This window comes from Aeromonas sp. 25-AL00135 (assembly GCF_054052385.1).
The window spans coordinates 18,961-40,516 of the sequence record NZ_JBSTYQ010000026.1; the positions used below are offsets into that span (position 1 = coordinate 18,961).

A 21,556-nucleotide genomic window follows, 5' to 3' on the forward strand; every position below is an offset into this window, starting at 1 on the left:
TCTGGTTTTATCGGTATGCGGGATTAAGTTCTGCGGGTCGCCAGATTGATAAAGATCTGGGCTCCGACCAGCAGGCAGTCGTCATCGAGGTAGTAGGGATTCGCATGCAGGTAGTTGCAGATCCCCTTGGCCTGACAGCCGCTGCCGAGGAAGAACATGGCCCCCTTGCGGCCACGGCAGGCGTTGACCATATAGCTGAAATCTTCGCTGCCGGTCATCGGCTGACCCTGAGCGTTGATCCCCTCAGAGGGTAATACGTCGGCGGCCGCTTGCAGCAGACGGGCGCAGGCATCGGCGTGGTTCTCGACCGCTGGATACCCGGCATAGACCATCTTGGTCTTGAAGCCGCGCAGTTCGCTCTGGGCCACGATCTCCTTGAAGCTGTTCTTCAGGATCTGGTCGGTCTCGGCATCCATGGCACGGATGGTGCCGCGCGCCTGCACATGGTCGGCGATGGCGTTGGGGATGGTGCCGCCGTTGATCATGCCGCAGCCAAATACCGCCGGGCTGAACGGACTGGTGCGTTTGGCAACGATGTAGTCCATATCCTCGATGATCCGCACCGCTTCGCGGATGGCATCCAGCCCCTTGTGGGGGGTGGAGCCGTGGGCGGAGATACCGTGCACATCCAGCGTCCAGGCGGAGCCCCAGGAGGACATGACACCGTGGTTGAATTTGATGGTGCCGGTCTCCATGGCGCCGTCGTTATGGAGGGCATAGACCTCGTCCACCCCCTTCATGCAGCCCAGTTCCACCATCTTCTCGGCGCCCGGCACCCGCATATCCTCTTCCGCCATCTGGAAGATAAAGCGGACGTTGTACTGCAGGCGGGAGCGCTGTTCTGAGAGGAATTTGGCTGCGGTCAGAGCGATCGCCATATGGGAGTCGTGACCGCAGTTATGGGCCATTCCCTCGTGGGTTGACTTGAACGCAACGTCGCTCATGTCGTGCATCTCGAGGCCATCCATATCGGCACGGAAGGCGATGGTCGGCAGCACGGGGTCAACCACCAGATCGCCGTGGAAACCGGTGAAGCCCAGGTAGTCGGTGAGACGGTAGCCAAAGCCTGCCATCAGCTCGCGGCAGTAGGCCGAGGTCTTGAACTCGACGCCAGAGGCTTCCGGAATGGTGTGCAGATGGTGGCGCACTTCCTGACTGAAGTCGCGCAGGGCCAGCAGGGCCGGTTCAATGTGGATGTTGTTCATCAGATGATCCCTTGAATGGAGAAGCCGAGCTGGGCCACCAGCGAGGCGCCGAAGAAGCAGCAGGTGGAGACGATCATGAAGATCAGGATCACTTTCCAGGACATCTTCTTCAGCTCTTCCAGCTGACCGCCCACCGAGAGACCGGCAAAGGCCAGCAGCGGTACGCAGCAGGAGAGGAAGGAGATCTTGGAGACGGCGTCGATAAAGAGGCCGCGCACCGGGGTCTCCGGCAGGCAGATGAGAATGCCGATGATGGTGGCATAGGCAAACGCCGGCAGGGAGGAGGGCAGATAGCGCTTGGCAATCAGCGAAGCGAACACCACCAGTGACATGGCGACGAAGCTGTCACCCATCAGCCAGAGCGGAGTGCCGGTGGTCAGGGTCTGGGTAAACATGGCCAGCAGGATCGCCAGAAAGACGAACCGCATATCCATTACGATGCTTTTCATGCTTTCTCTCCTTTGGCAGTCAGGGCATAGATTTTTTCAGCGAGTGGCAGACCCAGATAAGTGAGGGAGAGGGCGCCGAGGGCAGACGAGAGCAGGTTAGAGGCTGCCGCGATGCTCAGCACCTGCTGAGCCAGCGCTTCGTCGAGACCGTTGATCAGGGCGCCGGAGGCGGCACTCAGCATGGAGCCTGAGCCCACACCGGAGCCGGCAGCCAGTGCCAACGGGTGCAGACCGGTGAGCGGGGCGATGCTGCCCAGCACGCTGAACCAGAGGGTGCCGATGACGGAGCCGCACAGGTAGATGGCCAGCACGCCGATGTACTCCTGGGAGCCGGTGCCGAACTTGCCCTGAATTACCGCGACGGACGGCTCACGGCTGATGGAGGAGCAGGCCCCGATGGCGCGGCGGCCAAAGCCGAACTTCACCGCCAGCGGGATGGCGATCAGGATTGGCAGCAGGTTGCCAATCTCCTGCAGGAACAGCGGCACGCCGACGCTCAGGATCATCTTCAGGTTGGGGATGATCATCCCCGCGTACTGGGTACCCAGGATCAGCAGGCTGAAGCCCACCATCTTGCCGCAGAAGCCCTCTTCTTTTTCGGTGAAGAGCTGTTTCCAGCCGGGGATGCGATCCTTGACCGGTTTGGCGGAGACAATCATGCCGATGATGACGGCAAAGAGCATCGGCAGGATCGGGATGATGGCGATGCCGATCTTGATCTCCTGTTTACCTATCAGGTACTGGGCCACAAAGATCAGCATGGCGGTTGCCAATATGCTGACCGTGACCGTCTTGAGGGGGCTGGTTTGCTGCATAGTCTTTTCTCTTGTTATTCCCATGTGTGGCCATCGTCAGGATTGTCCAGACCGATGATGGGGGCATCATAAGGAGCGAAGAGGGGCAGGAATGTGACCTTCATCAAGCTGGCCATATGGCATTTTTTCATGGGGTATGCCCTTTAACCCTCTGGATACCAAGGGTTAAAGGCCGTTAACAGAACGTCAGCATTGGCAGGACAAGATAAGCAAACAGGAGGGAAATGGTGACACCGCCCCGCAGGGCAGTGACGCGGATCAGACGGGCGTTTTGAGCCGTGCACTGCGCAGCAGCAGGGGCAGTTGGTAGAGCACCAGGGCGCCGAGCACCAGTCCGGCTCCGGCCAGTTTGGCGCCGCCGAGGGGTTCGTTGTAGAAGAGGGTGCTCAGCAGCAGGGTCCAGACCGGTTCCAGCAGCATCATCAGGGCGGCGTGGGCGGTGGTCATCTTGCTCAATGCATGGGTGAGCAGCCAGTAGCGCAATGTGGTGGCGATCAAGACGCTCGCCACAAACCAGCCCCATATGCCGTGGCTGACTCCAGCCTCGGGCCACTGTTCGGTCAGCAGGGAGAGCAGAGTGCCGAGCAGGCCGGTCATCGCCAGCTGGATGCAGGTGAGCCAGGTGGGGGCAATGGATTGGGCGAAGTGGCGATGGACTGCAAGCTGGATGCCGAGAGTGGTGGCCGCCGCCAGAAACCAGAACAGCGAGAGCGACACGCCCCAGTGGGTGCTGCTGGAGAGCAGCAGCAAACCGGCGATAGCGATGGGCAGGGTGAGCCAGTAGTGGCGGCCGGGTTTGGCCCGAAAGGCGGCCCAGGCGGCCAGCGGGGCCATCAGGGTGGCGACGCTCATGATAAAGGCGCCGCTGCCCAGTGCATCGCTCTGGCTGATGGCGGTGACCCACAGTAGCAGGCTGGCGCCGAGGAGGGTGCCGCAACCGGCAGCGCGCACCAGCTGGGCGCGAGTCGGCGGTGGCTCGCGCAACCAGGCCAAGGGGAGCAACAGCAGCGCGGCCAGCAGAAAGCGGCTGCCGATAAAGGCGGCAGGGGGCAGTTCGCGGATCGCCTCTTTCGAGAAGAGCCAGCCAGCGGCGGCCAGCAGGGTGACCAGTACCATCAGCAGCAGGGGAGTGCGGTTCATCGGGGTCGCCATGGTGAAATGGATGGGAGAGCATAAAGGAAAGGCGCCAGGTATTGCTACCTGGCGCCTTTCGCATCTGCCTTGAACCGCCGTCGCGGCTCGCGGCCAGCAATCAGTTCATGCCGTAACGCTTGAGCTTCTTGCGCAGGGTGCCACGGTTGATACCCATCATCACGGCAGCGCGAGTCTGGTTACCACGGGTGTACTGCATGATCACGTCCAGCATCGGCGCTTCGACTTCGGAGAGAACCATATCGTACAGATCAATCACTTCCTGACCGTTCAACTGGGCCAGGTAGTTACGCAGGGCCTGTTGCACAGAGTCACGCAGGGGGCGCTGGGTCGGCTCGGCAGCGTGATTGTGAGTAGTTGTTACCAATGCATCAGAAGTCAGGGTTTGTTCGAACATATTCGGTCGGCTCTTTAGTTATCTTGTTAACCTAATCCATCGAAATACGCTTCGAGTGCCTCAAGTTGCGCGTCTGCGCAATCCAGGGCATTGAAGTGCTTACGGAATTCTCGGCCCGTCTCTTCTTCATCCAGATACCAGCCCACGTGTTTACGGGCTATGCGCGCTCCCAGATATGCACCATAAAACCGGTGCAGGTTGGTTACATGCTCGTTCATCAGGGTGCGAACCTCTTCCCTCTCGGGAGGCGGCAGCTTGGTGCCCGTCTCAAGAAAATGACGGATTTCCCGGAAAATCCAGGGTCGTCCTTGCGCAGCTCGGCCGATCATCACGGCGTCGACACCGGTATAGTCGAGGACATACCGGGCTTTTTCCGGACTGTTGATGTCACCATTGGCGACAACAGGAATCGATACGGCCTGCTTAATCGCCCTGATCGTGTCGTACTCCGCTTCGCCCTTGTAGAGGCAGGCACGGGTACGACCATGCACGGCAAGGGCCGCGATACCGCAATCTTCGGCGATTCGGGCGATCTCCACGCCATTGCGGTTATCCGGATCCCATCCTGTGCGGATCTTCAAGGTGACAGGCACCTCCACTGCATCCACCACGGCCCGGCAAATTGCTTTGACCTGATCGGGGTATCGCAGCAGGGCTGAACCTGCCAGCTTCTTATTCACTTTTTTTGCCGGACATCCCATGTTGATGTCGACGATCTGTGCGCCCTGCTCCACGTTGTAGCGGGCAGCAAACGCCATCATCTCGGGGTCGGCTCCGGCAATCTGGACCGAACGCAATCCGCCTTCTGCAGAGTGATCCATCCTCATCCGGGTTTTCTGGGTATCCCAGACATCCGGGTTGGCCAGCAGCATCTCGGAAACGGCCATGCCAGCCCCCAATCGCAAACAAAGTTCACGGAATGGTCGGTCAGTTACACCGGCCATGGGAGCCACAATCAAGGGAGTTTCAAGCGTGTGGGGACCTATCTGCATTCCACGGTTACCATCGGCTTAGGGCGGCGTATATTACGCATTTTTTAGGCAGGAGAAAAGGTTAGTATTTGAGCGTCAGCCATTTTTTTCTGAAAAAAACGTCGCGCCAAGGCTTGCAAATTCTGGAGTTATTGAAAAACGGCCAGATTGCCGGAGAGTGAGCGCTGTACCATTCGGGTCGGACACCTGCATAATTGTCAGTCCACTTGCAGGCCCGCTTTGCGTTATGATAGCGGGCTTAAGTCGAGCAAATGCTCCAAACATTTATGCAACAAAAGCGGATTGGGGATCTATGACGTCAAGGTTCATTAAATCACTCTGGCCGTGTCTGATGGGGGCCGTGCTGGGGTCGGCGCAGGCGCAAACCATCAGTTTCGGTGAAGCCTGGACCCGGGTCATCCAGCAGGATGAAGGGCTGGCTGCCGAGCAGGCTGGGGTCGATCGGGCCAAGCAACTGCGCGAGGCGGCCAAGGACATGTATCTGCCCAAGGTGGATCTGGGGGCCAGCTATACCCATCTTGATCAGCCGATTGAACTTGATGCCCTCGATCTCAATCCGCTGGCCAAGCAGAAAGATCTGATCCTGGCGCTCGGCAGCCTGTTCGGGGTCGGGGCCAACGCATTTGTCACCCCCCTGACCAAACAGAATGTGGTGACCAGCTCGGTCAAGATGCTCTGGCCGTTGTTTGCCGGTGGTCGCATCGATGCGGCGCAGGATATCCGCCAGGCGCAGGTGAGCGAGGCGCAGCAGCTGCTGGTGCTCAAGCAGCAATCCACCTTCGAGAGTCTCTCCCAGACCTATTTCGGCGTGGTGTTGGCTGCTCAGGTGGTGCAGACCAAACAGGAGATCGAAGAGGGACTGGCCCACCATCTGGATCACGCCAAGAAGCTCGAAGCGCAGGGCCAGATAGCCAGGGTGGAGCGTCTCTCCGCCCAGTCGGCCTATGATCGGGCCCGCATCGATACCCAGAAGGCGCGCCGCAGCCTCGAGATCGCCGAGCTGGCCCTCGGCCGCATGCTGAAGTTGCCAAATGCCCAGCCGGGCAGCGGCCTGTTCGTCAACAAGGAGCTGCCGCGCCTCGAGGGGTTGGTGAGCCAGACCCTGGAGGTGCACCCCGGTCTCAAGCTGCTCACTGCCAAGAAGGAGCAGGCCAAGGGGCTGATCCGGGTCGAGCAGGGCAAATATGCCCCCGAGGTGTTCCTGTTCGGCAACTACAACCTCTATGAAGATGATTCGCTCGCCTCCAAGACTGCGCCGGACTGGCTGGTGGGGGTGGGTGTCAGCATGCCGCTGGTGAGCCGAGATGGCCGCTCCGAGACGGTACAGGCCGCCAAGAGTGCCGAACTGCAGGTCAATCTGCTGCAGGCCAAGACCCGCCAGGATCTGGAGCTGCTGGTAGAGAAGACCTGGCGCGAAGCGGCGCAGGGGCTGGAGGAGTATCAATCCCTCTCTTCCACCCAGGCGCTGGCCGAGGAGAACGTGCTGCTGCGGGACAAGGCCTTCGGGCAGGGGCTCTCTACGTCACTCGATGTGGTGGATGCCCAGAACCAGCTGGCGGGGGTCAAGACCCAGCGCGCGGCGGCGGCTTATCAATATGTGGTGTCGCTGGCCCGTCTGCTGGCCCTCTCCGGCCAGATGAACAGTTTCAATCAATATCAGCACGGTCAGGTGATCGAGGTGAACTCATGATCGCACTTCAGTTCGTGCCTTTTTCTATCTCTGTTTCGACCGCCAAGGGTCGCCCGTTTGTCGAGGTAAAGTGATGAGCCATCCCCCCATCAAAAAGAAGATGAGCCAGGGTAAACCGCTGTTGTTGCCGCTGGTGCTGGTGATCCTGGTGGTGTGGCTCGGCTGGCGCTTCTGGCTCGCCTATCAGCCGGAGCCGGTGCATCTGCAAGGGCAGATTGAAGCGCAGCAATATTCGGTCTCCTCCAAGGTGCCGGGGCGCATCGACGAGGTGCTGGTGAAAAAGGGCGATCAGCTGACCAAGGATCAACTGGTCTTTACCCTGGCGAGCCCCGAGATTGAAGCCAAGCTGAGCCAGGCCAAGGCCGGTGAGGCCGCTGCGGGTGCGCTGGCGCAAGAGGCGGAGAAGGGGGCCCGTGCCCAGCAGATCGCTGCCGCCAAGGATCAGTGGCAAAAAGCCAAGGCCGCCGCCCAGCTGCGTGGCAAGACCTATGAGCGGGTGGCCAGCCTGCACCGAGACGGCGTGATGCCGTTGCAAAAACGCGACGAGGCCTGGACTGCCTGGCAAGCCGCCCGCTACAGCGAAGGGATGGCGTGGCAGCAGTACCAGATGGCGCTGGAAGGGGCGCGGGAAGAGACCAAGATCGCCGCTCGCGAGAAGGCCAAGATGGCGGCCGGTTCGGTGGCTGAGGTAGAGGCCTATCTGGCCGATACCCGCATCACCAGCCCCCACAATGGTGAAGTGAGTCAGGTACTGCTGCGCAGCGGCGAGCTGGCGCCGCAAGGCTTCCCTGTCGTGACCCTGCTCGACATGAGCGATGCCTGGGCCCAGTTCCACGTTCGCGAGGATCTGCTGCCCCGCTTCCCGGTCGGTACCGAGTTCGATGCCCGCATCCCGGGCCTTGGCGATCAGATGGTGCGCTTCAAGGTGACCCATGTGGCCGTGATGGGGGATTTTGCCACTTGGCGCGCCACCGATACCCGTCAGGGTTTCGATATGAAGAGCTTCCAGGTGGAGGCTCGCCCGCTGCAACCGGTTGAGGGGCTGCGGGTTGGCATGAGTGTGCTGGTTGAACTCTGATGGGACGTGAATTTCGGCTGCTGTGGCAGGATCCGTTCAGCCGTGCCCTGATGAGCTGGGTGCCGCTGCTGCTGATGGGGATCCTCTGCTGGATCTTCTCGGCAGGATTGGCCCGCGACCTCAAGGTGGGGCTGGTGGATCTCGACCGAAGCGTGCTCTCGCGCCAGCTCGCCTTCTCGCTGGATGGCTCGGCCGGGCTCAAGGTGGCCAATCAGTTTGACTCCATCGATGCGGGCGCGCACGCCCTGCGCGGCGGCGACATCTATGCGCTGGTGGTGATCCCCAACCATTTGGAGCGGGATGCCCGCCAGGGTATCCAACCGCAGGTGACGGTGTTCAACAACGGCCAGTTCATCCTGATCGCCAAGCTGGTCAACTCGGCGCTGGCGCAGGTGGTAGGCACCCTTAACGGTCAGGTGGGCGTGCTGGAGGCGATGGCTGAGGGCAAGGCGCTGCCCGGCGCACTCGGGCAGTCGGTGCCTATCAGCAGTCAGGTCACTGCGCTCTATAACCTCAACTCCAGCTATGCCCAATTTCTGCTGAGCGCCATTCTGCCCGCGGTATGGCAGATCCTGGTGGTGCTGTTCGGCCTCAATGCGCTGGCCCGTACCGATCGGCTGGGGCTGGACTGGACCACGCGCGGTGTCTGGTTTGGTCTCTGGCGCACCCTGCTGCCCCACGTGCTGATTGGCTGGGGCTGGGGGATTGTCTGGACACTGCTGCTGTTCAAGGGCTTCTCCTACCCCATGCACGGTAGCTGGCTGGTATTGCTGGTGGGGCTGGGGCTTGCCTCGGCCGCCTGCGTCACCATGGGTGCCTTTTTCTACGGCATCATCCGGGATCCAGCCCGCGCTCTGTCGCTGGCGGGGGCTTACACTGCGCCAGGTTTTGCCTTTATGGGAGTCACCTTTCCGGTGAGTGCCATGGGGGATTTCGCCCGCTTCTGGCGCAGCCTGTTGCCGGTCTCTCACTATGTCGAGTTGCAGATTGGTCAGAGCAACTACGGTCTGCCCCTCGCATCGGCGCTGCCGCAACTGGGGGCTCTGCTGCTGTTTCTGCTTCCCCTGCTGCTGGTGGTGCGCCGTTACAAGCAGCAGGCCGAGCTGGCCCGTCAATCAGCCGCAGTGGCAGTCGCCGAAAAGGAGCCTGAGTGATGCTGGGATTTGTCGATCTGTTGCGCCTCGAGTTGCGCACCCTGCTGGCGGATCGCGCCATCATGCTGACCCTGTTTGGCGGGGTGTTCTTCTACTCCTTCCTCTACCCCCAACCCTATCTGCATCAGTTGCCGCGGGAAGAGGCGGTGGTGGTGGTCAACGAAGATGGCAGTCAGCTATCGCGCCAGCTGGAATTTATGGCCGATGCCACGCCACAGGTGAAGCTGGTCGCGCGGGCCAATTCGCTGGATGAAGCGCGGCAGCTGATGATGGCCGGGAAGGCGAGCGGGATCCTGCATATCCCCAACCACTTCTATCGGGATCTGATGCTGGGTAAGAGTGTCACCCTGAGTTATGCCGGTGATGCCTCCTACTTTCTGGTCTACGGTACCATTGCCGAGGGGCTGGCGCAGGCCGGCGGCACTCTCGCCGCGCAGGTGAAGGTGGCGCGGCTGTTGAGCCACGGCGAGGCACTGCCACAAGCGGCTATGGGCTGGAATGCGGTGGCCCTCAACGTGGTGCCGGTCTTCAACCCCACCATGGGCTACGTCAACTACGTGGTGCCGGCGGTGTTCGTGCTGATCCTCCATCAGGTGTTGCTGATGGGGGCGGGGATCCTGGGGGCAACCCAGAACCAGCGCAGCTGTCGCGGCGAGCATGGTTACTGGCAAAGCGCGCCGGTGTTGCCGCTGCTGCTGGCCAGAACCCTGGTGCTGGTGGGGTTGTTCCTGCTGCCGGTGAGCTACTTCCTCGGCTTCTGCTTCGATCACTACAATATCGCTCGTCATGCAGATCCGGTGCAGCTTTGGCTGTTCGCCCTGCCATTCCTGCTGGCCACATGTTGGTTCGGGATTGTGCTGGGTGCCCTCTTTACCCGGCGGGATCTGCCCACTCAGGTGGTGCTCATCTCCTCCCTGCCGCTGGTCTTTCTGGCGGGCTTTATCTGGCCGCTGGAGCTGATCTCGGCCCCCCTCAACTGGCTGGCTCAGTGGGTGCCCACTATCCCCGCCATCGAGGGTTTTCTGCGCCTCAACCAGATGGGGGCCGACTTTGCGCAGGTCTCCCGCTACTGGTGGCAGCTGTGGGGTCTGGCGCTGCTTTACGGTGTGCTGGCCTGCCTGTTGCTGCGTTGGCGGCAGCAGTCGTTGCCGGTTGCTCGCCCGTCAGTCGTGCAGGGTGAAACGACCGCCGGTTAAGCGGGATGGTGCAAGCGCGAGCAAGATGGCGTGTGCGGTAAAGCGAAAACGGTCAGCCCTTGGGCTGACCGTTTTGTTATGTGGTGGGGTTAAGCGGTTTTACTGCTGTTTTAGCCACGCTGGAGCGTGGGATCGCCGATGGCGTAGATCTGCCCCACCGCAGTCTCATCCGCCAGCAAACGCAGCCCTTGGGTGGCCACATCGGCGCGGCGTACCAGTCCGTGTACCTCCTTGCCCTGACTCAGCTCGGCGCGGCCGGTGGCGTCGCCATCCTGAAGGCCCGCCGGGCGCAGAATGGTCCATGCGAGGGCGCTGGTCTGCAGCCAGCTCTCCGCCAGACTCTTGAGACGCACTTCATGACCGAAGGCGGCGCGGGCCCGCTGCGGCAAATATTGCCAGCTGTCGCCACAGCCGAGGGAGGTGACCAGCAGCAGCCGTTTCAGGCCTGCTTGCTCCATGGCATCGATTACATGGCGGTTGCCCTGATAGTCCACCGGCTCGGCTTGACGGAAGCTGCCGAGGGTAGAGACGACCTGTGCATCTTGCCCTGCCCGGGCACATGCCTGCTGCACCGCAGCCGGATCCAGCGCATCCCCCTCGATCACTTCGACCCCCAGCGCATCTAGTTCTGTGGCCATCTCGGGGTTGCGTACCAGCGCAACGACCCGGTGACCCTGGCTCAGGGCGTGATGGGTAAAGGCGCGGCCCAGCCCGCGGCTGGCTCCGAAAATCAGTGTGGTTGGCATAGCTGAGCTCCCTTGGCAAAAGGGGCTAGCCTAGTGGCTTGTTCGTCTGCTGTAAATGAGAGTTGTTTCTATTTGTGAGCTGGCAGGGAGGAGAGAGTGCGAGCCGCCAGCGACTCGCACTCTTTGGGAGGGATCAGCCGCTGTAGTTGCCGATGCTGGGGCGACGGCTGGGGCCGCTCAGGTGGATATCCACCGGATTGAACGCCTTGATCGCCTCATAGCTGAAATCACCGATCGCCTGATGCAGGGTCTGTGGTGTGTGGTTGGTGATGATGATGACGCTCTTTGACAGGTTGCGACGGCGGCGCAGCAGGTGGCCGAGGAAGCTGGACTGGCTCTCCGCCATTTTGGCGCGGTTGGCCGATACCTCGTCGATGATCAGCAGATCCACCTCTTCCAGTGCGCGGCGGTACTGGTTGCGCTCATCCTGGTCGGGGATGACGTTGAAGAACAGCCGATCGACGATGGAGGCCCACTGCTGGAAGATCACCGATTTCTGGTGACGGGCGATCAGCTCATGCGCTACCGCCCCCGCCAGGGTTGACTTGCCGGTGCCGTAGTCGCCGTAGATGAGCATGCAGCCGCCACCGCTCTTCTCCCAGTGCTCGAAACCGCTGATAAAGTAACGGGCTGTTTCGATGGGATATTGCAGCGCTGGGTCACCGGCATCCATCTTGTCAAATACCCAGTCAGGGTTGAGGTCGGCCTGGGCGATCAGCTTCTGGATCCGCTCCTGACGGGCTGCCTTCTGCAGCTCGCGCACCTCGGCGTTGGCCTTGGCGTCATACTCCTTGCGCAGGGTCTCGTAGTCATACTGGCCGCCGCCGGTCTCTTGTTGCAGGCGACGAATGCGCTCCAGCAGGCCACCCACATGGCGGCTCAATTCCGGGTCGTGAATGCGGTGATCCTGCTTGGCCTTGGCGATCTTCTGGCGCTTGGCTTCGATCTCTTCCAGCTCCTGGCGCAGGGGATCTTGCGGGTCAGTCATGGAATGCTCCTTCTGCTCGATCAGGGATGGGTAGACAAGGGGTTGATTCTGCCTGCAGGCGGGGGCCGCTATCAATCATTATCCGGCTCCTGCTGCGCTGCAGGTTCTTGCGTCTGCTGTTGGGCCAGTCGCTTGGCCTCTTCAATCATCTGTTGGGCCCGTTTGCTGGGGCCCGACTCTGGCAGGGCCGGCGTCACCTGCTGGTAGCCCTGCACCTCCATCGGTTTGCGACGGGTATAGCGGCGGGTCTTGAGGGCGCGAATAAACTTGAGCATCCATTGATGCTGGGAGTCGAACACCTCGGGGCGCCCCAGCCAGTAGGCGATAAACTCCCCCAGATCTTCTTCGCTATAGCTGGCATCGATCACCCCGCACAGACGGGCAAGGGCGGGCAGCTCCTCGTCCGGTCGCCATTGCAGATGCATCTGGAAGGGGCGCTCCGGCAGCGGGCTGCGCAATTTCTGGGTCAGCAGTGGCAATTGGAACGGGCACTGATGGTAGTGCTCACTCTCGGGCTGCGCCTCGACCTGCAGCAGACCAGCCTCCATCAGTTCATCGAACAGCTCGGTGAGTTGGCGGGCATTGACCTGAAACGAAAAGCCGCAGGGATCACCCGGATCGACCACCGCCAGCGCCCGACCCAGCTCGGGATAGTTGAGCCTTGCCGCCTGATTTTCCTGCACCAGTCGGCGCAGCTGCAGGGTATAGAGACTGCGAGCCGGATGGGACAATCTGGGGTGGGCAAGGGCGCTGTATTCGGCTGGGGTCATGGTCTTCTTCACGAGCTGGAGTGGGGGGCATTATCCCTTATGGCGCCCACTTGCACAATTCGCATGGAGGTAGCGACATTGTGGGGAGAGGTTGTGCTGCTATGTGGTTGTTAATAGAGCAATCTGTCGCTCAGAACCTGACCAAGGTCTATTTTTGAGACATCGTTTCCGCGGATGCCGGACTTTTGAACTAGTCTTAATACCTAAATAACCAATTGACTAATAAGAGCTTTATCAAGATGTTAAGAGCCGGGCTACGGATCCTGATGGTGGAGGACGAAGCTGTTTTTCGCCACTCGTTAGTGAGTTACCTCGCACGGGACGGGGCAACGGTGTTTCAGGCCGAAGATGGTATTGAGGGGCTATCGGCGGCGGCTCTCTACCATCCCGATGTGGTGCTCTGCGATCTCAATATGCCCAATATGGATGGCCACGAGGTGATCGCCTGCCTCGCTGCGCGCTATCCCCATATCCCGGTGATCGTCATTTCGGCCCAGAGCACCATGGAGGCAGTCGCCAGCGCCTTGCGTGCCGGTGCGCGGGACTATCTGCTCAAGCCCCTCGAGGATTACGCGCTGGTAGAGCGCAGTATCGAACAGTGTCTCAACGGCAGCGCCAACCGGGCGCAGCAGCTGGAGCTGATGGATCACATCGACTATTTCAGTGCCCACGACAAGGCGGCCAGCCGCCTGCTGGCGGGGCTCAAGCCGCCGGGCTTGCAGGAGTGGGGCCCCTGGCAGGTCACGTTCAAGGGGCTGGGGCAGCTGTTTATTCCAGATACCTTCAAGGTGGAAGACAAGCTGCTGGTGCTGGTGATGGAGCTGCCCATCATGGGTACGGATGCGGCATTTTGTGGTGCGCTGGTGCGCTCCTTGATGAATGTCCCCTACCGCCAGTTTCAGCAGAACGAGAGCCGGTTACTGAGCCAGCCGCACCGGTTGCTCGACTACCTCAACCATCAGTTAATGGCGTCCGGGCTTCGTCACTCTTTTGCTATGGCGGCGCTGCTGTTTGATCAGCATGATGGGCTGGTGTTTGCCAATGCGGGGCTCACCTCTCCCCATTGGCTGATGCGCTCCGGGGGCCTACCCCTTGGTCTGATGCGCAGCAGCCACTACGCCCTGCACAAACGCAGCTGGCATGAACCGTTCGCCCTGCAGTTTCGCAGCGACAGCGGCGGCTCGCTGGATGTGCAGGTTCGTCATCACTGATGCCGCCTGATAAACAGGCCAAAACAAACAGGGCGCCGATGGGCGCCCTGTTTGTTGTTTACAATCCTGACCGTTTAGACGGTGGCGGAGTGCAGTTTCTTCTCTTGCGCTTGCGGCTCTTTGGCCGGGCCTTCGGCACCGTGCATCCAGTAGACCAGGCGGTTGGCCATGGTCAGCAGGATCAGGGCGCTCAGTATCGCAGCCAGGGCGATGCCACCGAAGATGGCGATCGGACCGGCTTCACCTACGAAGGAGCCGATAAAGCCCGCAGCGTAGTTGGCCAGGGCAACGAAGCCAAACCAGGCACCCATCATCAGGGAAGCCAGACGCAGCGGAGCCAGTTTGGTCACCATGGAGAGGCCAATCGGGGAGAGGCAGAGCTCGCCCAGGGTGTGGAACAGGTATGCGCCAACCAGCCAGAACATGGAGGTCTTGACGGTGTTGTCACCACCCTGCTGCAGCACGGCACCGACCATGAACAGGAAGCCGATAGCCAGGAACAGCAGACCCATGGCGAATTTCACCGGAGAGTTCGGCTCTTTCTTGCCGAGCTTGATCCAGATGGCCGCAACGACCGGTGCCAGGGTGATGATGAAGAAGGGGTTCAGGGACTGGAACCAGGCAGTCGGCACTTCGAAGCTGCCGATCATGCGGTCGGTATACTCCTGGGTGTAGAGGTTCATCAGACCACCGGCCTGCTCGAAGCCGGCCCAGAAGATGATGGTGAACAGACCCAGTACCAGAATAACCTTGATGCGATCCACTTCCTGCTTGGTCAGCGGTGCTTTCTGCTCGGTAGTACGCAGGGCTGCTGCGCGCTGGGCAGCAGTGACACGACCGATGTCACCCAGGAAACGCTGGGCCATGGTGGCCTGGATCACCAGAGAGAGCAGCATACCGATACCGGCGCCGACGAAGGCTGCTTGCCAGCCGTAGGCCGTAGCGGCAGCACCACAGATCACGCCTGCCAGCAGGGAACCCAGGTTGATACCCATGTAGAAGATGGTGAAAGCACCATCACGGCGGTGATCGCCCTCTTCATAGAGGTCACCCACCATGGTGGAGATGTTCGGTTTGAACAGGCCGTTACCCACGATCAGCAGCGCGAGGCCCGCGTAGAACATGGTGTTGACCATATCCGGGAACATGGCGTGGGGCAGTGCCAGAGTGAACTGACCTGCGGCCATCAGCACGGCACCGATCAGGATGGCGCGACGTTGACCCAGGAAGGTGTCAGCCAGCCAGCCGCCGATCAGCGGAGTGATATAAACCAGACCGGTATAGATACCGTAGAGTTTGAGGGCATCTGCCTGACTCCAGCCCAGACCGCCGTTGGCAGTCAGGTCGGTCAGATAGAGCACCAGTACGGCACGCATGCCGTAATAGGAGAATCTCTCCCACAGTTCGGTACTAAAGAGCAAAAAAAGCCCTTTAGGGTGACCTAAAAAGGTCCCTTTTGACGGGTTATTCATTGGAACTTCCACCTGTGTCTTATATTTTTTTGAGTTTTTTATGCAAGGGCGAGAAACACGCCTCAATCCTTATAGAACATGTGTGAATAAATTACAACATTATGATTTGCTGAGAATTTATTTACTCTTGATTGATTTTTTGTTGCAAAAATGAAAAAGGAGCATCATTTGATGCCCCTTAAATACGTCTATAAAAAACAGATTTATCAGCGATTACAACTGCTTGACGAACTGCTTCAGCCAGCCGATGAATTCACCATTCAGCTCGTGATGGCGCACACCATATTCCACATTGGCTTTCATGTAGCCCAGCTTGCTGCCGCAATCGTGGCTCTTGCCCTTCATGAAGTAGGCGTTGACCTGCTCCTGCTCCATCAGCATGGCGATGGCATCGGTCAGCTGGATCTCGTCACCGGCACCGGCCGGGGTCTTCTCCAGCAGCGGCCAGATATTGGAGGAGAGGACGTAACGACCCACCACCGCCAGATTGGAGGGGGCTTCGTCACGGGGCGGCTTCTCGACAATGGCCTGCATCGGCAGGGACATCCCCTCGCTCAGGGCCTCGCCCTTGATGTCGGCGATGCCGTACTTGTCCACTTCGCTCTCCGGAACCGCTTCCACCATGATCTGGCTGATCTGGTTCTCTTCGAACATGTGCACCATTTCGGCCAGGTTGTCTTTTTTCGGGTCGCTGGCCACTTCATCAATCAGTACATCCGGCAGCAGCACGGCGAAGGGGTTGTCACCGATCAGCGGGCGGGCACAGAGCACAGCGTGGCCCAGCCCTTTTGCCTCACCCTGACGGACGTGCATGATGGTGACGTCTTTCGGGCAGATCTGTTGCACCTCTTCCAGCAGTTGACGCTTGACCCGCTTCTCGAGGGTAGCTTCCAGTTCGAAACTCTTGTCGAAGTGGTTTTCGATGGAGTTTTTGCTCGAGTGGGTGACCAGTACGATCTCTTTGATACCGGCGGCGATGGCTTCGCGCACTACGTACTGGATCAGCGGTTTGTCGACCACCGGCAGCATCTCTTTCGGGATGGCCTTGGTGGCTGGCAGCATACGGGTACCCAGACCGGCTACCGGGAGCACGGCCTTGCGAACTGTCAGAGGAGTCTTTTTCATGGAAAACTATCCAGCGGGATTAAAGTGCGGCCATGATACTCCAAGAAAAATGGGGCAGCCACAGGCTACCCCATTCGTATATGCAGAGCTCGGACGTTATTTGACGATGATCATATCACGGTTGGCTTCCAGCGTGGCCGGGCCAATGCCATTGACATCTGCCAGCTGATCGACCGAGGTGAACTTTCCCTGTTTTTCCCGATAGTCGACGATGGCTTGTGCCTTCTTGTCGCCAATCCCTTTCAGGCTGGTGAGTTCGGCAAGGGTGGCCGTATTGATGTTCAGCTTGCCGGTCTCCTTGGCGACCTCGGCTGTGGTTGTTTGCTTGGGCGTTGCCTTATCTGCGGCAAGCACAGGTTGGCTGAACAGGGGCAAGCAGGCCAGCAACATGACTGCAGAGAGCTTCTTCATCAGCATTTCCATTCCTCCATGATGTGGATATTGCCGAGTGGCACATTGATGAATAGCGTATCGAACGGGTCTTTTTCACTGCTATTTCTAACAGGTCAAATCCTCATGCCGATGGCGAAATATTTGCTATAAGCGCTTCGCTATGAATGCCCTCATATATCCAAGCGTATGATATTGAATCTATTTTAGATGCATCTTTAAGGTGGCGGGCACGCTTTCCCGCAGCGCTACGCTCGAGACATTTCTGGCACATCACATGGCATTGTTCTGTGCAACACTGCGCTGATGGCATGTTTCACTGGTCTTCAAAAGAGAACCAATAAAAAAGGCTGCTCACCTGGGGTGAGCAGCCTTTGTGATCGGTTTTTTCAGACAGGCACTGATTAGGCTTGTTCGTCAGCCTGTGCAGCCTGAATACCGGTCAGGGCGATGGTGTAGACGATGTCGTCAACCAGGGCGCCACGGGAGAGGTCGTTGACCGGCTTGCGCATGCCTTGCAGCATCGGGCCGATGGAGACCAGGTCAGCAGAACGCTGCACCGCTTTGTAAGTGGTGTTACCTGTGTTCAGGTCAGGGAAGACGAACACGGTAGCTTTACCGGCAACCGGTGAGTTCGGTGCCTTGGACTTGGCCACGTTCTCCATGATGGCCGCATCGTACTGCAGCGGGCCGTCGATGATGAGGTCGGGGCGCTTGGCCTTGGCCAGCTCGGTCGCTTCACGCACTTTCTCTACATCTGCACCGGCGCCAGAGGTACCGGTAGAGTAGGAGATCATGGCTACGCGCGGCTCGATGCCGAACGCGGCAGCGGAGTCGGCGGACTGGATGGCGATTTCGGCCAGCTGCTCGGCAGTCGGATCCGGGTTGATCGCGCAGTCACCGTAGACCAGCACCTGGTCAGGCAGCAGCATGAAGAAGATGGAGGAGATCAGGGAAGAGCCCGGAGCTGTCTTGATGATCTGCATCGGCGGACGGATGGTGTTGGCAGTGGTGTGCACCGCGCCGGATACCAGGCCGTCAACTTCATTGCGCTCCAGCATCATGGTACCCAGTACCACGTTGTCTTCCAGCTGTTCGCGGGCAACCACTTCGGTCATGCCCTTGTTCTTGCGCAGCTCGACCAGACGCGGCACATAGCGCTCGCGCACAACGGCCGGATCGATGATTTCGACGCGATCGGTCAGTACCACACCCTGCTGTTCGGCAACGCGACGGATCTCTTCCGGATTACCCAGCAGTACCGGACGGGCAATGCCACGCTCGGCACAGATGGCGGCAGCCTTGATGGTGCGCGGCTCGTCGCCTTCCGGCAGCACGACACGCTTGTTGGCCTGACGGGCCAGCTCGGTCAGCTGATAACGGAATGCCGGCGGGCTCAGACGACGGGAACGGGTAGAGCTGACTGTCAGCGACTCGATCCAGTGCTTGTCGATGTGGCCAGCCACATAGTCCTGCACCAGCTCGATACGCTCGCGGTCATCTTCCGGAATATCGACGTTGAAGTTCTGCAGGCTGACGGCGGTCTGCCAGGTGTTGGTACCGGTCATCATGATCGGCAGGCCGGTGGCCATGGCCTGTTGGCACAGCGCCATGACCTGCGGCTCCGGATGGTAGTTACCGGTCAGCAGCAGGGCGCCCAGCTTGACGCCGTTCATGGCAGAGAGGCAGGCGGAGACAATGACGTCAGAGCGGTCGCCGGAGGTCACCAGCAGGCTGCCCGGACGGAAGTGCTCGACCATGTTGTGGATGGAACGGGCACAGAAGGTCACGGTCTGCAGACGGCGGCTGTCCAGCTCACCCTTGTGCAGGATCTTGGCAGCCAGATGCTTGGCGAGATCCTTGGCGCGTGGGGCGATCAGCTGGGTGTTCCAGGGGATGCAACCCAGGATGCGCAGCGGGCTCTTGCCGAATACTTGCAGCACTTCCAGGTTGTGGGCGGCGTCGGAAGCGTGGTGATGGGCTTCGAACATCTCGGTCAGGTCAGGGCGGGTTACGCCATGCTCGTCAACCGGCGCGCCAACCTTGTTGATCACGCAGCCAACGATACGGGGATTGTTGACACCACCGAAGTTGGAGCAGGCCAGTTCGATGCGCTCTTTCAGCTTCTGGCTGGAGTCATGGCCCGGGTGGGTCACGAATACCATGTCGGCATCCAGCGCCTTGGCAACGTCATAGTTCAGCTTGTTGGCAAAGGGCTGCTTGTCGGTCGGCACCATACCTTCGACAACCAGCACTTCGGCACCGCTGGATTTCACGTGCTCTTCGAAGCGGGCAACGATCTCTTCCAGCAGGATATCGGTGTTGCTGGAGCTGATCATGTTCTCGGCGTAGGAGAGGGTGAACGGCTCGGGCGGGTTGATGTTGGCAGCAGCGCGGATAACGGCGGTTGAGCGCTCGGCACCGGTTTCACCCGGACGCGGCTGGGCAACCGGTTTGAAGAAGCTGACATTGACACCGTGACGCTCCATGGCGCGAACAACGCCCAGACTCACGGAAGTTACGCCGACACCAGTGCCGACCGGGATAAGCATAATAGTGCGTGCCACTTTATACCCCTTGTTCATTTTTTGGGATCAGGAAAAGGCCGCCCTGTGGGCGGCCTCGAGTTACTGCGTCAATTAAGCGCCGACCAGTTCCAGCGCGTCGTGGGCGATAACCCACTCTTCGTTGGTCGGGATAACCAGGGCCTTGGTAGAACCAGCCTTGGTGATCTCGCCACCCTTGCCGAAACGAGCCTTCAGGTTGGCGTCGTGATCAACGTCAAAGCCCAGCAGACCCAGCTTGTTCAGGGTGATTTCACGGATCGGGGCAGAGTTTTCACCGATACCACCGGTGAAAACAACGGCGTCCAGACGACCGTCCATGGCGGCAGCGTAGGCGCCGATGTACTTGGCCAGGCGATAGCAGTAAACGTCCATAGCACGCTTGGCTTCTTCTTTGCTGTCGTAGTTGTCTTCAACGAAACGGCAGTCGGAGGTCACTTCGGTCAGACCCTGCAGGCCGGACTCTTTGGTCAGCATGGTGTTGATATCGGCCACGCTCATGCCCAGCTTGTCGTGCAGGAAGAAGATGATAGCCGGGTCCAGATCGCCGGAGCGGGTACCCATCACCAGACCTTCCAGCGGGGTCAGACCCATGGAGGTATCAACGGATTTGCCGTTCTTGATGGCGCAGACGGAACCGCCGTTGCCCAGGTGGCAGTTGATGATGTTCAGCTCTTCAACCGGCTTGTTCAGCTGCTTGGCAGCTTCCAGGCTGATGTAGTAGTGGCTGGTACCGTGAGCGCCGTAGCGACGGATGCCGTTCTCTTTGTAGAGTTTGTACGGCAGGGCGTACAGGAAGGCTTCTTCCGGCATGGTCTGGTGGAACGCGGTATCGAATACGGCCACGTTCTTGTCAGCCAGCGCCGGGAATACGCGGCGAGCTTCACGGATACCGATCAGGTGAGCCGGGTTGTGCAGCGGTGCGTACGGAACAGCAGCTTCGATGCCGGCGATCACGTCTTCGCAGATGACAACGGAAGAGGTGAAGCGCTCGCCACCGTGAACAACACGGTGACCGATGGCGATCAGGTTCTTGGACAGTTCCGGATTGAGCGGCAGGATCTTGTTGACGATGAAGTCCAGCGCTTCCTGGTGAGCGGCACCCGCGCCCAGATCGGCACTGCCTTTCTCGCCATTCAGTTTCCACTTGATGCGGGCGTCGTCGAGGTTGAAGCACTCGGCCAGGCCGGACAGCAGGTCATCACCGGTGGTTGCGTCAATGACGGCAAACTTCAGGGAAGAGCTGCCACAGTTAAGAACAAGAACCAGCTTACTCATGAATAAATCCTATCGCAGATTGGGTTGTGTAGGCGGATGCGTTGGACGCGGTGCGGCCAAAAACTTTCAACTTATCCTTATGAGGGTTGGCAATCTGTTGCTTGCCCCTTGTATAGTGATACAAGACCCGAAATCCAGACGTCCCTGACAGGTCAATAGCAAGAAGCTTTTGACGCAAAAATGGGCGCACAAAGGATAACCCGATTGTTGAAAAATAACAAAGTCATCCTCAACCTTTGTTACTTTGCATCAAATTTTGTCGAGGTTTTGCCGTTAGTACGTTCAAAAAGCGCTCGGAGGTAGTATGAGCATGAACATTTTTGGAACTAAGTTACAGCAAGGCCGCCATTATATGACGCTTTGGCCGCGCCGTCCCGAGCTCAATTCGATGTTTCCTGAAAATCGGGTGATCAAGGCGACCGAGTTCGCCCTCAAGGTGATCCCCGCGCTGGCGGTGCTGAGCTTGATGCTGCAGTTCCAGTTTGGCGAGCTGCACTACTGGCCCTCCGTTATCACCTCCGTGCTGTTTCTGCTCAGTTTGCCGCTGCAGGGCTACTACTGGCTCGGCCAGCGTGCCGATACCCGATTGCCCCCGTCGCTGGCGAGCTGGTATCGGGAGATCAACGGCAAGATGAACGAGCAGGGTGGCCGCCGCCAGCTGGTTTCCCAGCCGCGCTATGAAGAGCTGGCCGATACCCTCAAGGCCGCCTTCCAGCAGCTCGATAAATCCTTTCTCTACGAATAACCCGTTTCAGATGCAAAAAGGCGCCAGTGGCGCCTTTTTTTGTTGCGGTTGTGCCGTCCTGAATATGGTTTACACCTTTCCCCCCCAATAAATGGAGAACCCGATGGGACAAGGTGTGAAACGGACACAGCGCGATTAC

At 59.5% G+C, this 21,556-nt stretch carries 20 protein-coding genes; 6 read left to right on the forward strand and 14 right to left on the reverse strand.

Annotated features, from left to right (window positions below; translation table 11 throughout):
• Positions 1 to 23: 23 nt before the first annotated feature.
• The 6 genes from ACW5XC_RS19165 to dusB form a co-directional block, all read right to left on the reverse strand.
• Positions 24 to 1,205, reverse strand: a complete 1,182-nt coding sequence (locus ACW5XC_RS19165; RefSeq protein ID WP_042052504.1) for a M20 metallopeptidase family protein — start codon at positions 1,203 to 1,205, stop codon at positions 24 to 26.
• Positions 1,205 to 1,654: a hypothetical protein gene (locus ACW5XC_RS19170; protein WP_042052505.1), complete on the reverse strand. Its 450-nt coding sequence runs from the start codon at positions 1,652 to 1,654 to the stop codon at positions 1,205 to 1,207. Before ACW5XC_RS19170 ends, ACW5XC_RS19165 begins: the two co-directional genes overlap by 1 nt.
• Entirely contained in the window at positions 1,651 to 2,469 is an 819-nt protein-coding gene (locus ACW5XC_RS19175) for a DUF3100 domain-containing protein (RefSeq protein WP_005339140.1), read from the reverse strand. Before ACW5XC_RS19175 ends, ACW5XC_RS19170 begins: the two co-directional genes overlap by 4 nt.
• A gap of 258 nt (positions 2,470 to 2,727) precedes the next feature.
• Positions 2,728 to 3,609, reverse strand: coding sequence for a DMT family transporter (locus ACW5XC_RS19180; RefSeq protein ID WP_042052506.1), 882 nt, complete (start codon positions 3,607 to 3,609; stop codon positions 2,728 to 2,730).
• Positions 3,610 to 3,721: 112 nt separating this feature from the next.
• A complete protein-coding gene (fis, locus tag ACW5XC_RS19185; RefSeq protein WP_005309538.1) occupies positions 3,722 to 4,018 on the reverse strand; it encodes a DNA-binding transcriptional regulator Fis in 297 nt (98 codons plus the stop codon).
• A 26-nt stretch (positions 4,019 to 4,044) separates the two neighbouring features.
• A complete protein-coding gene (gene dusB, locus ACW5XC_RS19190; RefSeq protein ID WP_026458041.1) occupies positions 4,045 to 5,010 on the reverse strand; it encodes a tRNA dihydrouridine synthase DusB in 966 nt (321 codons plus the stop codon).
• Between the two features lie 292 nt (positions 5,011 to 5,302).
• Here dusB and ACW5XC_RS19195 point away from each other — a divergent pair, with 292 nt between their 5' ends.
• The 4 genes from ACW5XC_RS19195 to ACW5XC_RS19210 all read left to right on the forward strand — a co-directional run bounded on the left by ACW5XC_RS19195 (position 5,303) and on the right by ACW5XC_RS19210 (position 10,128).
• Positions 5,303 to 6,700, forward strand: coding sequence for a TolC family protein (locus ACW5XC_RS19195; protein ID WP_042052508.1), 1,398 nt, complete (start codon positions 5,303 to 5,305; stop codon positions 6,698 to 6,700).
• 73 nt (positions 6,701 to 6,773) lie between these two features.
• Entirely contained in the window at positions 6,774 to 7,778 is a 1,005-nt protein-coding gene (locus ACW5XC_RS19200) for an HlyD family secretion protein (protein WP_080771367.1), read from the forward strand.
• Positions 7,778 to 8,932 (forward strand): ABC transporter permease, encoded by a 1,155-nt coding sequence (locus ACW5XC_RS19205; protein WP_042052509.1) that lies wholly within the window; start codon positions 7,778 to 7,780, stop codon positions 8,930 to 8,932. Before ACW5XC_RS19200 ends, ACW5XC_RS19205 begins: the two co-directional genes overlap by 1 nt.
• Positions 8,932 to 10,128 carry an ABC transporter permease gene (locus ACW5XC_RS19210; RefSeq protein WP_042052510.1) on the forward strand — a complete coding sequence of 399 codons (1,197 nt, stop codon included), beginning with the start codon at positions 8,932 to 8,934 and terminating at the stop codon, positions 10,126 to 10,128. The genes ACW5XC_RS19205 and ACW5XC_RS19210 overlap by 1 nt, the downstream gene beginning before the upstream one ends.
• A gap of 110 nt (positions 10,129 to 10,238) precedes the next feature.
• On the opposite strand, the gene ACW5XC_RS19215 is transcribed toward ACW5XC_RS19210, so the two are convergent.
• From ACW5XC_RS19215 to ACW5XC_RS19225, 3 genes are all read right to left on the reverse strand, one after another.
• Positions 10,239 to 10,874: an SDR family oxidoreductase gene (locus ACW5XC_RS19215; RefSeq protein WP_042052511.1), complete on the reverse strand. Its 636-nt coding sequence runs from the start codon at positions 10,872 to 10,874 to the stop codon at positions 10,239 to 10,241.
• A gap of 133 nt (positions 10,875 to 11,007) precedes the next feature.
• Positions 11,008 to 11,862, reverse strand: a complete 855-nt coding sequence (locus ACW5XC_RS19220) for a DnaA ATPase domain-containing protein (RefSeq protein ID WP_042052512.1) — start codon at positions 11,860 to 11,862, stop codon at positions 11,008 to 11,010.
• Between the two features lie 71 nt (positions 11,863 to 11,933).
• Positions 11,934 to 12,632 (reverse strand): DnaT-like ssDNA-binding domain-containing protein, encoded by a 699-nt coding sequence (locus ACW5XC_RS19225; RefSeq protein ID WP_042052514.1) that lies wholly within the window; start codon positions 12,630 to 12,632, stop codon positions 11,934 to 11,936.
• A 239-nt stretch (positions 12,633 to 12,871) separates the two neighbouring features.
• On the opposite strand from ACW5XC_RS19225, the gene ACW5XC_RS19230 reads away from it, so the two are divergent.
• The gene (locus tag ACW5XC_RS19230) at positions 12,872 to 13,843 is read left to right on the forward strand and encodes a response regulator (RefSeq protein WP_042052515.1); all 972 of its coding nucleotides are present in this window, start codon (positions 12,872 to 12,874) and stop codon (positions 13,841 to 13,843) included.
• Positions 13,844 to 13,917: 74 nt separating this feature from the next.
• On the opposite strand, the gene ACW5XC_RS19235 is transcribed toward ACW5XC_RS19230, so the two are convergent.
• From ACW5XC_RS19235 to ACW5XC_RS19255, 5 genes are all read right to left on the reverse strand, one after another.
• A complete protein-coding gene (locus tag ACW5XC_RS19235) occupies positions 13,918 to 15,315 on the reverse strand; it encodes a peptide MFS transporter (protein WP_005339123.1) in 1,398 nt (465 codons plus the stop codon).
• 213 nt (positions 15,316 to 15,528) lie between these two features.
• The gene (gene galU, locus ACW5XC_RS19240; protein ID WP_005339121.1) at positions 15,529 to 16,440 is read right to left on the reverse strand and encodes a UTP--glucose-1-phosphate uridylyltransferase GalU; all 912 of its coding nucleotides are present in this window, start codon (positions 16,438 to 16,440) and stop codon (positions 15,529 to 15,531) included.
• A gap of 96 nt (positions 16,441 to 16,536) precedes the next feature.
• Positions 16,537 to 16,857 (reverse strand): ComEA family DNA-binding protein, encoded by a 321-nt coding sequence (locus ACW5XC_RS19245; RefSeq protein ID WP_042052516.1) that lies wholly within the window; start codon positions 16,855 to 16,857, stop codon positions 16,537 to 16,539.
• Between the two features lie 377 nt (positions 16,858 to 17,234).
• Positions 17,235 to 19,415, reverse strand: coding sequence for a phosphate acetyltransferase (gene pta / locus ACW5XC_RS19250; RefSeq protein WP_005339119.1), 2,181 nt, complete (start codon positions 19,413 to 19,415; stop codon positions 17,235 to 17,237).
• A gap of 54 nt (positions 19,416 to 19,469) precedes the next feature.
• The gene (locus ACW5XC_RS19255; RefSeq protein ID WP_005349210.1) at positions 19,470 to 20,672 is read right to left on the reverse strand and encodes an acetate kinase; all 1,203 of its coding nucleotides are present in this window, start codon (positions 20,670 to 20,672) and stop codon (positions 19,470 to 19,472) included.
• A gap of 304 nt (positions 20,673 to 20,976) precedes the next feature.
• Here ACW5XC_RS19255 and yfbV point away from each other — a divergent pair, with 304 nt between their 5' ends.
• Positions 20,977 to 21,417, forward strand: a complete 441-nt coding sequence (gene yfbV, locus ACW5XC_RS19260; RefSeq protein ID WP_042052517.1) for a terminus macrodomain insulation protein YfbV — start codon at positions 20,977 to 20,979, stop codon at positions 21,415 to 21,417.
• Positions 21,418 to 21,556: the final 139 nt, after the last annotated feature.